This is a genomic window from Chryseobacterium populi, assembly GCF_000282115.1.
Classification (GTDB): domain Bacteria; phylum Bacteroidota; class Bacteroidia; order Flavobacteriales; family Weeksellaceae; genus Chryseobacterium; species Chryseobacterium populi.
Map to the genome: position 1 here is coordinate 22622 of NZ_AKJY01000035.1, position 18359 is coordinate 40980.

The window sequence follows — 18359 nt, forward strand, 5'->3', positions numbered from 1 at the left end:
AATACTATGTTATTTTAATATACTCATTATGAATTTGTTAAATAATTGAACTTGTTGCTAATGTTTCATTAAAAATCACTATTTTTGCACCCGTAAAAATCATTCATGCAAAACATTAGAAATATTGCGATTATCGCACACGTTGACCACGGGAAGACGACTTTGGTTGACAAGATTATTCATGCTACAAACATTTTCAGAGAAAATCAGGAAAGTGGAGAATTAATAATGGATAACAATGATCTTGAAAGAGAAAGAGGGATTACGATCTTATCCAAAAATATTTCTGTTACCTATAAAGACACTAAAATTAATGTAATTGATACTCCTGGTCACGCCGATTTCGGTGGAGAAGTAGAGAGGGTTTTAAAAATGGCAGATGGGGTAATTTTGTTGGTAGATGCCTTTGAAGGGCCAATGCCTCAGACAAGATTCGTACTTCAGAAAGCTTTGGAGCTGGGATTAAGGCCATTAGTTGTTATCAATAAGGTAGATAAGCCAAACTGCCGTCCGGACGAAGTTCATGACCAGGTATTTGACTTATTCTTTAACCTTGAAGCTACTGAAGAGCAGTTGGATTTCCCAACGTTCTACGGATCTTCAAAACAAGGTTGGTTCAACACTTCATTAGAGCAAACAGAAGATATTTTACCATTATTAGATGGAATTTTACAATATGTTCCTGCACCGAAAGTAACGGAAGGAAATCTTCAGATGCAGATCACTTCTCTTGATTATTCTTCTTTCTTAGGAAGGATTGCGATCGGAAAAGTAACAAGAGGTGAAATCAAAGAATCCCAGTGGATCGGTCTTGCTCAGGCTGAAGGTAAAATTGTAAAAGGAAAAGTAAAAGAACTATATGTTTTCGAAGGTTTAGGAAAGAAAAAAGTAACTGAAGTACAGGCCGGAGATATTTGTGCTGTTGTAGGTTTTGATGCTTTCCAGATCGGAGATTCTTTCGTAGACTTTGAAAAACCTGAACCATTGGAAAGAACTGCAATTGATGAACCTACATTGAACATGACGTTCTCTATCAACAATTCACCTTTCTTTGGTAAAGACGGTAAATATGTTACTTCCAATCACCTGAAAGAAAGGCTGACAAAAGAGCTGGAGAAGAACTTAGCATTGAGGGTTCAGCAGACTGATGATGCCAATACTTTCCTTGTTTTCGGTAGAGGTATTCTTCACTTATCTGTTTTGATCGAAACAATGAGAAGAGAAGGGTATGAAATGACAATTGGCCAGCCACAGGTTATCTTAAGAGAAATTGATGGTGAAAAATGTGAGCCTTACGAATCTTTGGTTGTAGACGTTCCTGAAGAATACGCTTCAAGAGTTATCGATTTGGCAACTCAGAGAAAAGGTGACCTTCATATCATGGAAACCAAAGGAGAGATGCAGCACATGGAATTCGAGATTCCTTCAAGAGGATTGATCGGATTGCGTTCCCAGATGTTGACTGCTACTGCCGGTGAAGCTATTATGGCGCACCGTTTCACAGAATATAAACCTTTCAAAGGGGCGATTCCTGGAAGAAATAATGGAGTATTGATCAGCAAAACTCAAGGTCCTGCTACAGAATATTCTATCGCTAAACTACAGGACAGAGGTAAGTTCTTTGTTGATCCGGGTGAGGAAATCTATGCAGGTATGATTATCGGTGAACAAAACAAACCGGGAGACCTGGTAGTAAATATCGTAGAAGCAAAACAGCTGAACAACATGAGAGCTTCCGGAAAAGATAAAGATACCGGTGTTGCTCCGAAAATCTTATTTTCATTAGAAGAATGTATGGAATATATTCAGGGTGATGAAGCAATTGAAGTAACACCAAACTTCATCCGTATGAGAAAAAAACTACTTTCCGAAGAAGAAAGAAAAAGAGTTGAAAGATCGGCAAAAGCTTAATCAAGTTCTTATAAATATAGTAAAGCCCCGAATTTTCGGGGCTTTTTTATGAAATAAAAAATAAAATGTTTATTTTTTTCCCTTTAAGTTTAAAAATAATTTAAAGTAGTTTTGCAGACTATGAAAGTGACTCAATTAAAGCTCGTATTTTTATTAGGAATTTTTGCCTCATACAGCAGTTCATGTTCCGTTCAGAATAATATGGTAAGGCCTGTTCCGGATAGAAATACAGTAAAACCGGATAAAAATATCTCAAAACCTAAAGATTCCGTTGTGATCAATAAGCCGGTAATTCCGCCAAAAGAAGAAGTTTTTAAAGTAGATCTTCCTGCTGTCAACAGGGAATTCCGTGGTGCATGGATTGCAAGTGTTGCCAATATCAACTGGCCTTCAAGAAATAACCTGTCGGTTGATGAGCAAAAAGCTGAAGCTATCAGTATGTTGGATATGCTGAAAGATAATAATTTCAATGCTGTCATATTCCAGGTCCGTCCTTCCGCGGATGCTTTATATACAAGCTCAATTGAACCCTGGTCTTATTTTTTGACGGGCGAAACCGGAACAGCTCCTTATCCGAATTATGATCCGTTACAATTCTGGATCGAGGAATCCCATAAACGGGGATTGGAACTGCATGTATGGTTAAATCCTTACCGGGCACATCATGCCAATGGAGGTGCTGTCAACAGCCTGTCGATGGTGAATAAACTTCCGGATATTGTGGTACGGCTGAAAAATGGAATGTATTGGTTTGATCCTGCCAATCCCAAAACTCAGGGGCATGTTTCCAATGTCGTAAAAGATATTGTGAAAAGATATGATATAGATGCCATACATTTTGATGATTATTTTTATCCTTATGCCACTTACAACAGGGGCGCAGATTTTCCGGATAGGACAACCTGGAATGCTTATGTAAGCGGTGGCGGAACATTGTCGAGAGCAGATTGGAGAAGAGATAACGTGAATAAATTCGTGGAAAGAATCTATAAAGAAATTCATGCAGAAAAAAACAATGTAAGGTTCGGGATCAGTCCGTTTGGGATCTGGAAACCGGGTTATCCGGAAGGGATTGTTGGTTCTTCTCAATATGACGAACTGTATGCCGATGCTAAATTATGGCTGAATAAAGGTTGGGTAGATTATTTTTCACCGCAGCTATACTGGCCGATTGATTCAAAAGGGCAGGGTTTTGAAGCATTATTGAACTGGTGGAAATCTGAAAATACCCTAAACCGTCACTTATGGCCGGGATTAAATACCGTTGAAATAAAGGTCCAGGACCGTCCGACGGAAATTAAAAACCAGATTGAAATTTCAAGACAGATCCTGAAAAATGATGCCGGGGAAATTCACTGGAGCATTGCCGGACTGACAAAAAATTCAAACATGTTACCGACTTTAAAAAACGGAGCCTACAATGAAAAAGCATTGGTTCCGAGAAGTCCATGGATTAAAGTAATACCATTACAAACCCCTACATTATTTACAACAGATAACGGAAGTTTTGTACAGGCAAGTTGGAGCACTAAAAATATAGGTGATGTTTTTCAGTGGGTAATTTTCACACAATATAACGGAGTCTGGGAAATCGAAATTGTACCTTTAGATAACCTTTCAAAGGAAATTCCAAAATACAAAGACGGAAAAACCCTGAATGCAGTTGCTGTTAAAGCAATTGACAGATTAGGCAATGAAAGTGATTATATGGCAAAGAAGGTAAAGTAGATAAAGCGAAAAGGCTGAACCGCTGAATCATTAATTTGCAAAATTAGTTATCCTTCTGAACAAAGCAATGAGAAGTGAAGCATCTCCTGACTTAAATTTTTCCCAACCAAAAATCTTTGGTTTTCCTGCGCCTTAAAATATATTTAAATAAACATTGCGTCTTTGCGATTAACCTGAATAACAATAAGCCCGGTTTTCTGATCCGGGCTTTATTTTAGAATGACTATAGATTGATAATTCAAATTATTGAAATATAGTATATTGTAAACGGTTGTCCTGCAATTGATTAAAATTAAAAACTTTATCGGAATCATTTTTGCATCATTAAACCTAATCACAAAAAATATACATTATGAATACTAACAGACTTTCCCCAACTGTGGAAAAAGCACTTAGTGATCAGATGAATAAGGAAATTCATGCATCACACGTTTTTCTGTCTTATGGAATCTGGGCTGATGATAAAGGTTACCAGGGAATTGCCAATTTCCTTTACAGGCACGCACAGGAAGAAAGAAATCATTCGATAAAATTTATGGAATATGTTCTCAATAGGGGAGGTAAACCGAAAGTAGATGCTATTCCGGCACCACCGGCTGATCCGAAATCATTATCAGCATGCTTTGACGGAGTTTTTAAGCACGAAGTTGATAATACGACAGCCATTTACAGAATTGTAGATTTGGCATTGGAAGAAAAAGACTGGGCTACATGGAATTTCATGCAGTGGTTTGTACAGGAGCAGATAGAAGAAGAAACACTGGCTCAGAATTTAATTGATAAATTAAAAATTGCCGGTGGAGACAGGGCAACCGATGAATCTTTATTTACCCTGGATAAAACGTTACAGGAAGCTCCGAATGAGGTTTCTCTGGCACAGGACGCAACAGGAGACAATCCGTAAATAACAAAATAAAATTTTAAATCTGTCGGTTTTTCCGGCAGATTTTTTTATTATGAAACTCTTTTTAAAATCACTATCTTTGCACACTGATAATTCAAGGTACACATTTAAACCATTAAAGTTTGAGTATATGCAAGAAACCTTGAATCGTAAACATAAAATTTTGAATTTTACAATATGAAATGTGGAATCGTAGGCTTACCAAATGTAGGTAAATCAACTCTTTTTAACTGTTTAAGCAACGCAAAAGCTCAATCAGCAAATTATCCTTTCTGTACTATTGAACCTAATTTAGGAACAGTATCAGTACCGGATCAGAGATTATTTGAACTGGAGAAAATAGTAAACCCTGAAAGAGTTTTACCGGCTGTAGTTGAGATTGTTGACATTGCAGGCCTCGTAAAAGGAGCCAGCAAAGGAGAGGGATTAGGAAACCAATTCTTAGCCAATATCCGTGAGTGTGAGGCAATTATTCACGTTTTAAGATGTTTTGATAACGGAAATATCGTTCACGTTGAAGGTTCAGTAGATCCGTTGAGAGATAAAGAAATTATTGATATAGAACTTCAGCTGAAAGACCTTGAAACTGTAGGGAAAGCAGTTGAAAAAGCTAAAAAATTCATCAAATCCGGTAAGAAAGAAGATATTCTTACTTATGAAATTCTTCAGAATTTACAGAAATTTCTTGAAGACGGAAAAAATGCGAGAGAATTTGCTACCGATGATTTTACAAAATCAATCATCGGAGAAGTTCAGTTGCTAACAAATAAACCGGTACTTTACGTTTGTAATGTAGATGAAAACTCTATCAAAAACGGAAATGAATGGATTGGAAAGATTGAAGAAATGGCTAAAAATGAAGGGGCAGAAGTGGTTGTATTGGCTGCACAGATCGAAGCCGATATCAATGAACTTGAAACTTTCGAGGAAAGAGAGATCTTCCTTGAAGAACTGGGCCTTACAGAACCGGGAGTAAACCGTCTGATCAGAAAAGCTTACGATTTATTAAAGCTTCAGACTTACTTTACTGCAGGAGTAAAAGAAGTAAGAGCATGGACTATCGGACAAGGATGGACAGCTCCTCAGGCAGCCGGAGTAATCCACACCGATTTTGAAAAAGGTTTCATCCGTGCTGAGGTGATCAAATATAATGATTATGTAAGCTATGGCTCTGAAGGTAAAGTAAAAGAGGCCGGAAAACTTTCTGTGGAAGGAAAAGAATATATTGTTCAGGATGGAGACATCATGCATTTTAGATTCAACGTATAAGAAAATATTAAAGTTCGTATAAATAAAAAACGTTTCCATGAATTTGGGAGCGTTTTTTGTATGCGTTTGTCAAAGCCTGCTATGAGACATTTGTATTTTCTTTTTTCTTTTTTTTCTTCATGCACGATAAAAAGTAATAAAGAGAAGAATTGCTTGACAGAAACAGGAAATTCTTCTGTTGTTTAGAATAAAAATACCGCCCTTAATAAAAGCGGTATTTCTTTTTGAAAATATTTTTATAAAGGATCTATTACAGGCCTGCATTGCGGCTGTGCACAGCCTATTGATATTTTTCTGCAACCTCCGGTTGCAGGATTTATACAGTCTTCAAGACCGCCGGTAACGGTTCTCAACTGTTTTTTATTCAATTTTTTTCCTTTGGGTAATTTTTGATTTTCCATGATAATAATTTTATGATTTGTTAATTTTTTTAATTGGCAAGTGGTATTTATCATTCAATTAAGGTATATACCGGCACTGTAATTCTGCACACTGGCGTCCATAGGCCATACATTGATTGGTATCAGGATCAATGCACATTTGTAGGCCACCTGTAATGGCTCTCAATTGCTTTTTGCCCAGTTTTTTTCCGTTTTGATTTTTCATAGTGATGATTTTTAGTGAGTTGGTTTATGACGAAGTTATAAAAAATATCTAATAATATATCACTTCGTATAGAAGAATAATTTTTAAGATAAATTTTACATATCATTTCTCAACTTTGTATATTTGAATTTTACAAATGATTCATCATGGAAAAAATCGTTCACACTTCCCTGGAAGATTTCTACAGAGAGATGACTGCCAAGCTGGGAAAAGATTTGGAGAGCATATTCCCAAAAGGACTTCATAAAGATATTGGTCATTTCAATATATTTGATATTGCCCAGACTATTGAAAAGGCAAAAACAACTTCTGAAATGCCCTATAACAGGAGGAAATATTATAAAATAAGCCTGATCAGGGGGAAGAATAGGGCTGAATATGCAGATAAAGTAATCGCCATAGAAAAGAATGCCTTGCTTTTTGCAACTCCTAAAGTCCCTTATCACTGGATGCCGGAAGATCCTAATCAGTCAGGGAGTTTCTGTGTATTTACCGAAGATTTTTTCATTAAAAACCAGTCCCATCTTTCTCTTGAAGACCTCCCCATATTTCAGCCCGGCGGTTTCCCTTTATTTGAGATAGATAATGAAATGGCAGATGAAATAGAACAGCTTTTCACCAAAATAAAATCAGAAATAGTGTCCGATTATATTTTTAAATATGATCTGATCAGAAATTATGTGTTGGAGCTTATTCATTATGGACAGAAACTACAGCCGGCCACAAAAATTTCTACTTCTAATGATGCTTCCCTGAGAGTGGTCTCTTTATTTATTGAGCTTTTGGAAAGGCAGTTCCCGATTGAATCAACAGATCAGAGGTTGCAGCTTAAAACAGCAAAAGATTATGCAGACAGGTTGGCGGTACACGTTAATTATTTAAATAAAAAACTTAAAGAAAGTACAGGAAAAACGACAACCGAATTTATTGCTGACCGACTTATCCAGGAGGCTAAAATTCTTTTAAGGCAGACCAAGTGGAACGTTTCGGAAATATCATATACATTAGGATTTGAAGAGATTGCCCATTTTTCAAATTTCTTTAAAAGGAAAACAGCATTTACACCTTTAGAATTTCGTTCATGATTTGAATTTTGCAAATTTCAGATTGATTCAAGCAAATACCTTTTCACTAAAATGCTTCAACTTTGTACCATTAAATAATGAAAGAAATGAATACAAAAACAAAAATCGCATTAGTAACCGGTGGAAGCCGAGGTTTAGGAAGAAATTCAGCAATAAAAATCGCTCAGAAAGGGCTTGATGTAATTATTACTTACAGGTCTAATAAAGAAGAGGCAGAAGCTGTTGTAAAAGAAATACAGTCCCTGGGAAGAAAGGCTATTGCCTATCAATTGGATACAAAAGATATCAGAAGCTTTGAGGCTTTTATAAAAACGGTTGGGGATCACCTGGAAGAAAATACAGGAAGCAGAAACATCGATTTTCTTATCAACAATGCCGGAACGGCTTTATATGCTCCGATTCCGGAAGTTACCGAGGAGCAGCTGGATGATGTTGTAGACATTCATTTTAAAGGGGTATTTTTCCTGACTCAAAAATTATTACCGTTTATTAATGATGGGGGTGGCATTGTGAATATTTCTTCAGGATTGGCAAGATTTGCTTTGCCTGGATCTTCCGTTTACGGATCAATAAAAGCGGGTGTTGAAATGTTGACTAAATATATGGCGAAAGAACTGGGCTCAAGAAAAATCAGAGCCAACGTTGTTGCTCCCGGAGCTATAGAAACAGATTTCGGTGGCGGAAGAGTGCGGGACAGCAAAGAAATGAATGATATGGTGGCAGGAATCACAGCCTTAGGAAGAGCCGGCCTTCCGGATGATATTGGTGGAGTAGTGGCTTTCCTTTGTACCGAAGATTCACGTTGGATTACCGGTCAGAGAATTGAAGCTTCAGGTGGAATGTTTTTATAAAAAAAAGACAGGTGGCTGAGTTTCTCGAAGCCACCTGTTTTATTATATTTTGGATAAATTCTCAATTGCTTGTTCCAATGTTTCCTGTTTTTTAGCAAAGCATAATCTTATGACATTTTCGTTCCGTTTATTTTTATAAAAAGATGAAAAAGGAACACTTGCCACTTTGTGGGTAATGGTCAGCTCACTGGCAAAATCAAAATCATTCTTATCGGAAATCTTATCATATTTTAAAGCCTGGAAATAAGTTCCTTCACAATCCAGAAGTTCAAAAGAAGTATCGGCTAATCCTTTTCTCAGAAAATCCCTTTTCTCTTGGAAAAACCGGTTGAGATGATTGTAATGGTCTTCATTTTTCATGTATTCGGCTAATGCAAGCTGGATGGGAGTATTGACACTGAAAACATTAAACTGATGTATTTTTCTGAATTCATCCGTTAAAATTTTAGGAGCGGCACAATACCCTGTTTTCCAGCCTGTGATATGGAAGAGCTTTCCAAAAGAAGCTACCAGAAGACTTCTTTCTTTCAGTTCCGGATACTTGCAGATACTTAAATGCTGTTTTCCGTCAAAAACAATATTTTCATAGACTTCATCACTTAAAATAAGTATTGAAGTATTTTTTACAATGCTGATCAATTCCTGAATATCATTTTCTTTTAAAATCCTTCCTGAAGGATTGTTCGGATTATTAAGGATGATCATCTTCGTTTTTTCGTTGATTAAACCTTTTACTGTATTCCAGTCAATTCCAAAATCAGGAGCTTTCATTTCAAAACGTTTTACTACGCCACCGAAAAGCTCCACTGTTGGCTCATAACAATCGTAAGCCGGCTCAAAAATAATCACTTCATCATCTTTTTTAATGAAAGTGGCAATCGCCGTGAAAATAGCCTGTGTTCCTCCTGCGGTCACTGTTATTTCAGAATCCGGGTGATAAACAGCTGAATGGCTGTTTTCAATTTTGCGGGCTATTTCTTCCTTTAAACCGATCATTCCGCCCATCGGAGCGTACTGGTTAAAACCTTTTTTAATAAAATGATCTACATAGTTTAATAATTCGGTATCCGGCATGAAATCCGGAAATCCCTGTGATAAATTGATTGCTTCATTCTCATTGGCCAATTGTGTCATCTGGCTAAAAATGGTGGTTCCCACATCAGAAAGTTTGGAAAAAGGAAGTTGTATCATTGACGCTGTTTTTTACGTTCACCGAATTTAATTATTTTTTATAAAGAAAAGTCATCATCCCGTAAAAAAGACTACCCGGGTATGGATAGTCTTATGGTTATTAATTTTTAGGTCTGCTTATTTTGAAATAAGCAGTTTCTGGGAGCTTGTTTTTGCATTGGTTTTAATTTCAACAATATAAGTTCCCTGGATTAATCTTTCTGTATTCAGTTTTATATTCTGGCGGCCGCTTTCTACTGTTTCTGATTTTTCAATGAAAGTTTTTCCGGACATATCGATTACTTTTATGGTTACCGATTCTTTTTTTGATAGATTGGTATGTATATCCACGTAATTTTTAGCAGGATTTGGGACAAGCAGATATTCTTTAGTCTCGTTCACATTGCTGAGTTCCGCTCTTGCAACATCTGCATTGTCTCTGAGCGGAGATTTCAGATTATTGTCTTTTTGTGCTGTTTCTACAGGTTTTGGAATGCATATCACAAGACAGGTGGTACATTTCGGTTTATCACCTTCATACTGTGTCACACATACTTTATAAGATCCTGAATTGGTGTATGCATGAGAAGTTAAGATATCCGTTACGTTACCGTCACCCCAGTCTACTTTGTACAGGCTCGGAGAATTTGTACTTTCAAGGAAGACCTGGCCGATAGTGATATTACCGGAAGTACTGGTGGTCATTTGAAGCTTAAAGTCAGAATTACATTCATTACAGTTTTCGCAAGGTTTTACACAGATATTATCAAAAAATACAACCTCCTGCTGGGTTGATGTCATATCCGGGCTTATTCCCAATGTGGTAGAATTCATCATTATATTATCAAAAATGGCCGTGTTTACGGTAGCCATCGTCCATGATCCTTCAGAATTACTGGGAAGAGATCCTCCACTTGATAGCTGGATAGGAGCTTTAACGCGTACCCATCCACTTCCCGGTGTTACTGTAATATTTGCGACAAAAGTTGTGCTGTTGGTTCCGTCGGAAAGGGTAATGTTCGGATGATATGGAGTTCCTAAACCGCTGTCATTTTCAATGTAGAAATCAAAATAAATGCATTGTCCGAGGAATTTTTTTCCAAGACTTTGGTAATCTGTGTGATTCTCGTACCAGGAACCTCCTGACAGATCTTTTAGTATAAGAAACTGGGAGCCGTCTAAAGGATTGGCAGACCCGAATCCTACACTTACATTTCCATTAGGCGGAGCTGCGGGAGCCCAGTTCCCTGCCGGATTGGAAGGATCATTGAAATCAGAACACGGAGCTTGTGCATGAAGTACAAAACATCCTAAAAGCAAATAGATCGATAAAAAATATATTCTTATCATAATGCATATTGGTTTTATAAATCAAAAGCCAACAAAAACTTTAGGAATTAATACTCAGTTTAATAGGTTTTCACCGTTATTGTTTTTAATTATTAGTTTTATTTTAATATGAAAATGAGAAAGGTTATTTTACCCATTCAAATATTCTGGTTGTGTTACGGGAACTTTCAAAACCATCTACAGGAAAGTAGGTAAGGGTATCTTTTTTTAAGATCTGGCTGATCATTCCCACGATCTTTTTTTTGTGGTCAGACATGATTTTAACATTGCTTTCCTCAAGTTTCCTGACAATAAATTCTGAGCAGTAATAGGCATTATTGCTTTCTTCAAATTTAAAGTCGAAACTGATGTTTTCCTTTTCAGACTGAATAAGAGTCTGTCTGATATGTCTGAAGCTTTTAGAATCAATATTTCTGAGCTTCCATACCGACAGGTAATTCAGGTCTTCAGGCTTGATAAAGTCGTCAATATTTTCAATATAGAGATTGCTGTTATTTTTGCTTTTATCTACGTATACATGGTAGATTTTTAAACTGTTGTTTTCCAGAAAGCCGATCCCCAGATGAGAAGCATATGAATTCTTAATATTGAAATCTTTTGCTACATTTCCCAGCTTTCCTGTAGTTCCTCTCTGGATTAAGTAAATCGTTTCCTGATCAAGCTCCAGATTTTTAATACGATTGTTTAAAGAAGGAGTTTTGTGGAAGGAGAAAAAGATAATGACAAGTAATAAGCCTATAATAGCAAAAAGGTATTTAAATTTCATGATTATTTATCCCAAAGAGATCCTATAGCTCCTCCAATTATCGCACCTGCGCATACAGGTCCAGGATTAAGTGTAAACACACTGATTAAGCAGCCAAATGCAAAACCAATTTTTGCACCATTTTGTGCCCCGGGACCCATTTCTTTTGATTGGAATGTGCCTGCTAGTATGGTACCCTGTTCGATATTAAATTCCAGATCATTAAAGTTATTGATAATTACTTTTTCATTATCCGGAAGGTTTTTGAAATCTAAATTGCTCTCTATGTTAGAAATATAATTACTATTTATTGAGATCATTAATGACTTGGCAGCATCTGAAATAGTCAGTTGTTGAACAATCTGATCAAAAGGAAGTTGAGCAGAATTAATTGTCTGATTGATCAGTTGATTCACCTGATCTATCGTAAGTCTTTCATTAACTGGGATTTGAGCTTTTGCATAAAACAGATCCAGATCGTTTTGTGTTAAAGTATAAGAAGTCCCTTGTGCTGAAATATGTGTTGTGATAAAATTCAGAGCACCATTGAAAGGTTCCGGGTTTGCAAAATAATTTTGTGTGGATACAAAAGAACCCGGAGATTCTGTTTTAGATTTTTGTATTCCTGAAGGAGATTCTGTCTGGCTGTTATCATCATTACAAGAGTAAAAGAATGACTGAGTGGTAACTAATCCAAGGATAGCTAATAGTGTTTTTGTTTTCATGGTTTAATTTTAGTTTTTATTGGTATTCTAAATGTACCCTGAAATTTCAATTCTCGTTATTGTGAATTAGTAAGTGTGCTGATTCTGCTAATAAGTGTAAATGAACTTCTCTTAATTGTGATTAGTGAGAAAATTTCATCAAATTATTTAATAACAAAAAGATCTCATATTTTATATTGAGTCTTAAAAAAATGGTTAGAATCCTTTAAAACAGATACAATTCTGGTACTATTCTGAATGAAGTGATAATAAATAAATCCATGAATGTGATTGGAATATAATCAATCTTAATAGCCAATACTCATCAATAATAAGAGTACTATTTTTACGGATAAGTGTTATCACTCCATATGCTCGATTTTATATAAAAAATCATTTTTTTTACGGACTGAAACATCAAGGACAGAATCATCGGTCATAATCACCTGGCCGCCTTTTCCCTTGATGTATTCTTTCAGATGGCTGAGGTTGATGAGATGTTTGTGATGTATTCTGAAAAAATTAAACTCTGAAAGATATTCCTCAAAATCGTGTAATGTTTTAGATACAATTATCTTTGTTTTATCGACCAGGTAAAACGTAGTATAGCTGGAATCTGCTTCACAGCGCACAATATCTGCAATATTTGTCAGTTTGAATCCCTGAAGGGTAGGAAGGCTTATTTTATTATGGTTGGGAGAACTGGCAGAAATATTTTTATTTTTTTTAATATTCTCCAGGGCTTTATTGACGGCGATGATGAAATCAATTTTTTGAATAGGTTTTAAAAGATAATCTGTAGCACCGTTTTTTATTGCCTGGATTGCAAAATGCTCAAATGCTGTAATAAAGATGATCTGCGAATCTATTTCCTTTAATTTTGATAAAAGATCGAAGGCTGTACCGTCTTTCAGTTGTACGTCTAAAAAAAGAATATCTGGTGAGTTTTTGGTAAGATAAATATAAGTATCTTCTACACTTGAAGCTTGAAATGCAATCTGAATGTCCGGAAATTCGTTCTGAAGCAAAAGAGAAATATAATCTCTTCCATCTTGTTCATCATCAATGATGCAGACTTGTATTTTGGTTTTCATAGGGCGTAATATAAATTTTAATTTGTGTTCCAGGTTTTAGTTGTTTTTCAAAAAGGTTGTTGATCTCTAAAATAATATGAGTCTCAAAAAGCTGCTTAAATGTTTCAATTCTTTTTTGAGACAATTTTACTCCGAATGAGTTGGTTTTTGTTATCGATTGACCGGAGTTGCCGATTCCGACGCCATTATCTTCAATACTTATACAAAGTGATGACCCATTATAATCAAACGAAATTTCAATATTTCCTTTTCTGTCTTTTAAGCTTGAGATACCATGTTTAATAGCATTTTCTACAAACGGCTGTATCAGTAAAGATGGGATCAGCCATTCTTCATCAGTGTCTTTTGATAAAGTTATTTTATAATCAAACTGATCTTTTAAACGCAGTTTTTCCATATTGAGGTACAAAGAAAGATATTCCACTTCTTCTTTGATCGGCATAAATGTTTTTTCCGAATAATGCAGCGTTTTTCTGATCATCTGTGCAAATGTGTTCAGATAATTTTCAGTTTCATCATAATCTTTTTTATAAAGCAGAAACTGTATGGAATTAAGACAGTTGTAGATGAAATGTGGATTAATTTGTGCTTTAATAGCCTGCAGCTCCAGCTCTGCAATTTTTTTCTCATAATAAAGGGCTTCTAGTTTCTTATTTCTTTTTTTCTGAAAATATAATGTTATGAGGATAAAAAGCAGGGTACATGCTAAAGAAATTAATAGAAATTTAAACCACCAGGTCTGCCAGAATCTGGGTTTGATTTCAAAAGCTACTGAAGAGTAGGTGTAAGACTGTTTTCCATTATAGCCCAATCCGAAAACCTTAAAAACATATTGTCCGGGAGGAATGGAGTTGAATACAATCCTGGATGAGCTGCCTGTCTGCCATTCATCGCTCAATCCCTCTATTTTATATTTAAATTGTATTTTCCCCTGAGAGGTAAAATCAGGAAAACTTACATCAAAAGTAACCGTATTGTCAGGGTCTTTTCCTGTGATTTTTTGATTCAGGTTAAAAATTTCCCTGTTTCCAACCGTGACCGAATTAATGCTTACTTTCTTATTGATAAACTTGTGCTGAGCCAGAAGGTTACTAATAGGAAGAATGCCCAGACCTTTTGAAGTTGCTGCATAAATTGTATCTTCTTTTATTACACAGCCGGCGACAACATTAGAGGGAAGGCCATCGGTCTGGGTAAAATTATTGATCTTAAGCCGGGACCCTGTAATTTCAATTCTGCTTAATCCTGAATTGGTGCTTGCCCAGAATACCCTTTCATTTTCAACTTCTATCTTTTTTATCTGATCTGTTGATAAACCGTCTTTTTCGGTAATTCTTTTAATAATTTTTTTATTGTTGAAAAATATAATGCCATTAAGATTGGTAGCCCCGATATAAACATTTGATTTTAATTTTTTAATATCGGTTAAGTAATATCCTTCAAGAAATAAACTTTTCTTTTTTGTTTTAGTATTGAGCTTATATAAATCTTTAAAATTTCCGAAAAATATACTGTCTTTGTCGTAAGGTAATGCTGTATAACTTCTTTCATTAAGTAATTGAGAAAAAGTATGGGTCACAAAATTATAAGACTTAAGAGCTTCGGAAGTGCAAATAAATACCGAATCATCGGTGTAAGGCAATACATTTTTTAAACTCTGATTTCCTAAATTGATTGTTTTATGGGTTAAAGTATTATATTGGACTGCACTGAAAGTCATTCCGAATATAATGGTGTTTCCTTTCGAAAACAGGGCTTTAGTCTCAATTTTGCTGTTTTTTTCAAAAGTAAGATCTGTTATGGTATTGGAGTTTAGAATACCACTTTTGGCCTCATTATAACCTAGAATTATATTGTTGCCGTTTCTTGCAATAGCGGTAATATAAGATGAATTGTTTTTTACAGGTAAATGAATGTAATTGTTGAAAAACTTATCGGTAATAAAATAAACACCATTGTTTCTTGTTGAAAACCAGACATTATTATCCCGGTCTATCATAACATGGTTCATCACGAAACCTTCCATAAGTTTAAGTGGATTAGAAAGTTTTTGATTATCCAGTAAGGACTGCTTAAAATATAAAACTCCACCTTTATCTAAACAAAGCCATATCCTGTAATTTCTGTCTATTACAAGATAATTAATCTTTTCATTGACGGAAAGTGACTGGATTTTTCTGAAATAATATTTATTCTCTATCCGATAAATATTAATCTCATTATTGTGTCTTGATATATAAAAGTCACTTTTTCTGTAAATAGCGCTTTTAGGTAAAGATATATTACAAATTGTAGTTTTTTTTGTAAAGATATTATAAGCCAGAATTTTACCATCAGTATCAGTTAAGTAAAGCAAATGATTGTGAACATCAAAAGTAAATACATAACGTGGTTCAGAAGCCTCCTTTTTTTTGTTGAGATATAAAGGGATTGATTTTACTTTCCCATTTCTGTAAACATATATTTCTTTTGGGTCACGGGTATTGTAAATGAAAAGTGAATCTCCACTGGTATAGGCTGCAGAATTATGATTAAACTTAAGTTTTTTAAGCTCTTTATTGTGATCCGAATTAATAATTTTACCCTCTTTTAAATAGACGAAATCACTTAAATAGGGCATTATGAAAATTTCGCCGTTTGGCAGCGGGTTGCACGATAAAATATCAATATTCTTCAGTCCGTTTTTTTTATTATACTGTTTAAATTCCTTCCCGTCAAATCTGAACAGTCCGTTATCACTGCCAATCCAGATAAAACCTTTGCTATCCTGGTTGAGCATGTAAGTATAAGAGCTGTTTAAGCCGTCTTCTTCACTATAATTGACCAGTCCGGGGATCTGTGCAAAAAAAAATGATGAAAAAAACAGAGTGATAGAAAATGAAAAAAAATTAAATAATTTTTTCACATGAATTTGAATAATGCTGTAAATATAGAATTTGATTAATAATAATACAACATAATATGGATAAATATCGATAAAAATGAATTAAAAAAAATCGGATAATTTTGTTCAATTTCGTATTTTTGTATGTTTGCTGAAATAACATATGTCACAAGAAACAAATCCAATCTATTCCGAAGATAATATCAGAACCCTCGACTGGCAGGAGCACATCCGTTTACGCCCCGGTATGTATATCGGGAAACTGGGAGACGGCTCGTCTGCTGATGATGGTATTTATATTTTACTTAAAGAAATTCTTGACAACTCCATCGATGAGTTCAGGATGAAGGCAGGTAAAAGAATTGAAATCAAAGTCGACGACGGTAAAGTTACGATCCGGGATTTCGGTCGTGGAATTCCGCTGGGAAAAGTAGTGGATGCCGTATCCAAAATGAATACCGGTGGAAAGTACGACAGCAAGGCCTTCAAGAAATCTGTGGGTCTGAATGGTGTTGGTACAAAAGCGGTTAATGCACTTTCAGACTATTTCCGGGTAAGATCTTTCCGGGAAGGAAGGATGAAAGTTGCGGAATTCTCACGTGGAATGATTTCGGAAAATCATGAAGAAAAAGAAACTTCAGACAGAAACGGGACAGAAATCTCCTTTATCCCGGATGGGGAAATTTTCCTTCATTTCAAATACCGGAAAGAGTATATCGAAAGAATGCTCCGGAACTATGCATACCTGAATCCGGGATTGAAAATTATTTTCAACGGGGAAACTTATTATTCGGAAAATGGTCTTAAAGATTTATTGGAAGAAGAATTGGAAAGCGAGATTCTTTATCCGATCGTACACTTAAAAGATACTGATATTGAGCTTGCCATTACCCATTCGGATAAATCCCAGACCGAAACATACTTTTCATTCGTAAACGGTCAGAATACAACACAGGGAGGAACGCATCTTAATGCTTTCCGGGAAGCATATGTAAAGACAATCCGTGAGTTTTTCAATAAAAGTTTTGATGCATCGGATATCAGGAAATCGATTATTGCAGCCATCTCTATCAATGTAGAAGAACCTGTTTTTGAATCCCAGACCAAAACAAAGCTTGGCTCTAACGATATGGGACCCAACGGGCCTACTGTAAGGACTTTCATTATTGATTTTCTGAAAAGCAAACTTGATAATTTCCTGCATAAAAACCCTGAAATTGCCGAAGCAATTCAAAGAAAGATCCTCATTTCCGAAAGAGAAAGAAAAGAGCTTTCCGGAATTCAGAAACTGGCAAGAGAAAGGGCAAAAAAAGTATCCCTTCATAATAAAAAACTCCGCGATTGCAGACAGCATTATAACGACCAGAAGGCGGAAAGAAAAGGGGATACACAAATCTTTATTACCGAGGGAGATTCTGCATCCGGATCTATCACAAAATCAAGAGATGTAGAAACACAGGCTGTATTCTCATTAAAAGGTAAGCCGTTGAACTGTTATGGGCTAACCAAAAAAGTGGTGTATGAAAATGAGGAATTCAACTTGCTGCAAGCCGCTTTAAATATCGAAGAAAGCCTTGAAGATTTAAGATACAACCAGGTGATCATTGCTACCGATGCCGATGTTGATGGAATGCACATCCGTCTTTTAATGATTACATTTTTTTTACAGTTTTTCCCTGATCTGATCAAGAACGGACATTTATATATCCTTCAAACACCTTTGTTCAGGGTAAGAAATAAAAAAGAAACCAGGTATTGCTACTCGGAAGCAGAAAGGTTAAAAGCGTTGAATGATTTAGGAAGAAATCCGGAAATTACCCGCTTTAAAGGATTGGGAGAGATTTCACCTGATGAATTTAAGCATTTTATCGGCAAGGATATCCGCCTTGAACCTGTAGTAGTAGGGAAAGACCAGACCATAGACCAGCTTCTGGAATTCTATATGGGGAAAAATACACCGGACAGGCAGGTGTTTATTCTTGAGAACCTCGTAGTAGAAGACCCCGATATTGATAAAAGGGAAATTCTGAATGAAGTAGAAAATTAAATATAAATTAA

At 35.7% G+C, this 18359-nt stretch carries 15 protein-coding genes; 7 read left to right on the top strand and 8 right to left on the bottom strand.

Annotated elements, in window-relative coordinates; all coding sequences use genetic code 11:
- Window positions 1-105: 105 nt before the first annotated feature.
- The 4 genes from typA (at window position 106) to ychF (ending at window position 5812) form a co-directional block, all read left to right on the top strand.
- Window positions 106-1911 (top strand): translational GTPase TypA, encoded by a 1806-nt coding sequence (typA, locus tag PMI13_RS10445; protein WP_007843414.1) that lies wholly within the window; start codon window positions 106-108, stop codon window positions 1909-1911.
- A gap of 120 nt (window positions 1912-2031) precedes the next feature.
- Complete coding sequence (locus PMI13_RS10450) at window positions 2032-3639, top strand: glycoside hydrolase family 10 protein (protein ID WP_007843418.1); 1608 nt, start codon at window positions 2032-2034, stop codon at window positions 3637-3639.
- Window positions 3640-3991: 352 nt separating this feature from the next.
- Entirely contained in the window at window positions 3992-4543 is a 552-nt protein-coding gene (locus PMI13_RS10455) for a ferritin (RefSeq protein ID WP_007843419.1), read from the top strand.
- A gap of 177 nt (window positions 4544-4720) precedes the next feature.
- Window positions 4721-5812 (top strand): redox-regulated ATPase YchF, encoded by a 1092-nt coding sequence (ychF, locus tag PMI13_RS10460; protein WP_007843420.1) that lies wholly within the window; start codon window positions 4721-4723, stop codon window positions 5810-5812.
- A gap of 236 nt (window positions 5813-6048) precedes the next feature.
- Here ychF and PMI13_RS21330 read toward each other — a convergent pair whose 3' ends face one another.
- Window positions 6049-6213: a hypothetical protein gene (locus PMI13_RS21330; RefSeq protein ID WP_007843421.1), complete on the bottom strand. Its 165-nt coding sequence runs from the start codon at window positions 6211-6213 to the stop codon at window positions 6049-6051.
- 58 nt (window positions 6214-6271) lie between these two features.
- The gene (locus PMI13_RS21335) at window positions 6272-6418 is read right to left on the bottom strand and encodes a hypothetical protein (protein WP_007843423.1); all 147 of its coding nucleotides are present in this window, start codon (window positions 6416-6418) and stop codon (window positions 6272-6274) included.
- 146 nt (window positions 6419-6564) lie between these two features.
- Between PMI13_RS21335 and PMI13_RS10470 the strand changes: the two genes are divergently transcribed.
- Window positions 6565-7503, top strand: a complete 939-nt coding sequence (locus PMI13_RS10470; protein ID WP_007843424.1) for a helix-turn-helix domain-containing protein — start codon at window positions 6565-6567, stop codon at window positions 7501-7503.
- An 86-nt stretch (window positions 7504-7589) separates the two neighbouring features.
- Complete coding sequence (locus tag PMI13_RS10475) at window positions 7590-8354, top strand: SDR family NAD(P)-dependent oxidoreductase (RefSeq protein ID WP_007843426.1); 765 nt, start codon at window positions 7590-7592, stop codon at window positions 8352-8354.
- A gap of 42 nt (window positions 8355-8396) precedes the next feature.
- Here the strand turns inward: PMI13_RS10475 and PMI13_RS10480 are convergent, their stop codons facing one another.
- From PMI13_RS10480 to PMI13_RS10505, 6 genes are all read right to left on the bottom strand, one after another.
- Window positions 8397-9545, bottom strand: coding sequence for a methionine aminotransferase (locus tag PMI13_RS10480; protein ID WP_007843428.1), 1149 nt, complete (start codon window positions 9543-9545; stop codon window positions 8397-8399).
- 117 nt (window positions 9546-9662) lie between these two features.
- Window positions 9663-10874 (bottom strand): T9SS type A sorting domain-containing protein, encoded by a 1212-nt coding sequence (locus tag PMI13_RS10485; protein WP_007843430.1) that lies wholly within the window; start codon window positions 10872-10874, stop codon window positions 9663-9665.
- Between the two features lie 124 nt (window positions 10875-10998).
- Window positions 10999-11640 (bottom strand): YiiX/YebB-like N1pC/P60 family cysteine hydrolase, encoded by a 642-nt coding sequence (locus PMI13_RS10490; protein ID WP_007843435.1) that lies wholly within the window; start codon window positions 11638-11640, stop codon window positions 10999-11001.
- Window positions 11641-11642: 2 nt separating this feature from the next.
- On the bottom strand, window positions 11643-12344 hold the full coding sequence (locus PMI13_RS10495; protein ID WP_007843442.1) for a hypothetical protein: 702 nt from the start codon (window positions 12342-12344) through the stop codon (window positions 11643-11645).
- A gap of 341 nt (window positions 12345-12685) precedes the next feature.
- The gene (locus PMI13_RS10500; RefSeq protein WP_007843445.1) at window positions 12686-13417 is read right to left on the bottom strand and encodes a LytR/AlgR family response regulator transcription factor; all 732 of its coding nucleotides are present in this window, start codon (window positions 13415-13417) and stop codon (window positions 12686-12688) included.
- Window positions 13386-16322, bottom strand: coding sequence for a sensor histidine kinase (locus PMI13_RS10505; RefSeq protein ID WP_007843447.1), 2937 nt, complete (start codon window positions 16320-16322; stop codon window positions 13386-13388). Before PMI13_RS10505 ends, PMI13_RS10500 begins: the two co-directional genes overlap by 32 nt.
- Before the next feature lie 142 nt (window positions 16323-16464).
- Here PMI13_RS10505 and PMI13_RS10510 point away from each other — a divergent pair, with 142 nt between their 5' ends.
- Window positions 16465-18348, top strand: coding sequence for a DNA topoisomerase IV subunit B (locus PMI13_RS10510; RefSeq protein WP_007843449.1), 1884 nt, complete (start codon window positions 16465-16467; stop codon window positions 18346-18348).
- Window positions 18349-18359 lie beyond the last annotated feature (11 nt).

Bases quoted from the DNA above. Each gene is read 5' to 3' on its own strand.
- PMI13_RS10455 (WP_007843419.1), top strand. From the start codon at position 3,992: ATGAATACTAACAGACTTTCCCCAACTGTGGAAAAAGCACTTAGTGAT.
- PMI13_RS10475 (WP_007843426.1), top strand. From the start codon at position 7,590: ATGAATACAAAAACAAAAATCGCATTAGTAACCGGTGGAAGCCGAGGT.
- PMI13_RS21335 (WP_007843423.1), bottom strand. From the start codon at position 6,418: ATGAAAAATCAAAACGGAAAAAAACTGGGCAAAAAGCAATTGAGAGCC.
- typA (WP_007843414.1), top strand. From the start codon at position 106: ATGCAAAACATTAGAAATATTGCGATTATCGCACACGTTGACCACGGG.
- PMI13_RS10510 (WP_007843449.1), top strand. From the start codon at position 16,465: ATGTCACAAGAAACAAATCCAATCTATTCCGAAGATAATATCAGAACC.
- PMI13_RS10480 (WP_007843428.1), bottom strand. From the start codon at position 9,545: ATGATACAACTTCCTTTTTCCAAACTTTCTGATGTGGGAACCACCATT.
- PMI13_RS21330 (WP_007843421.1), bottom strand. From the start codon at position 6,213: ATGGAAAATCAAAAATTACCCAAAGGAAAAAAATTGAATAAAAAACAG.
- ychF (WP_007843420.1), top strand. From the start codon at position 4,721: ATGAAATGTGGAATCGTAGGCTTACCAAATGTAGGTAAATCAACTCTT.
- PMI13_RS10500 (WP_007843445.1), bottom strand. From the start codon at position 13,417: ATGAAAACCAAAATACAAGTCTGCATCATTGATGATGAACAAGATGGA.
- PMI13_RS10470 (WP_007843424.1), top strand. From the start codon at position 6,565: ATGGAAAAAATCGTTCACACTTCCCTGGAAGATTTCTACAGAGAGATG.
- PMI13_RS10490 (WP_007843435.1), bottom strand. From the start codon at position 11,640: ATGAAATTTAAATACCTTTTTGCTATTATAGGCTTATTACTTGTCATT.
- PMI13_RS10450 (WP_007843418.1), top strand. From the start codon at position 2,032: ATGAAAGTGACTCAATTAAAGCTCGTATTTTTATTAGGAATTTTTGCC.
- PMI13_RS10485 (WP_007843430.1), bottom strand. From the start codon at position 10,874: ATGATAAGAATATATTTTTTATCGATCTATTTGCTTTTAGGATGTTTT.
- PMI13_RS10495 (WP_007843442.1), bottom strand. From the start codon at position 12,344: ATGAAAACAAAAACACTATTAGCTATCCTTGGATTAGTTACCACTCAG.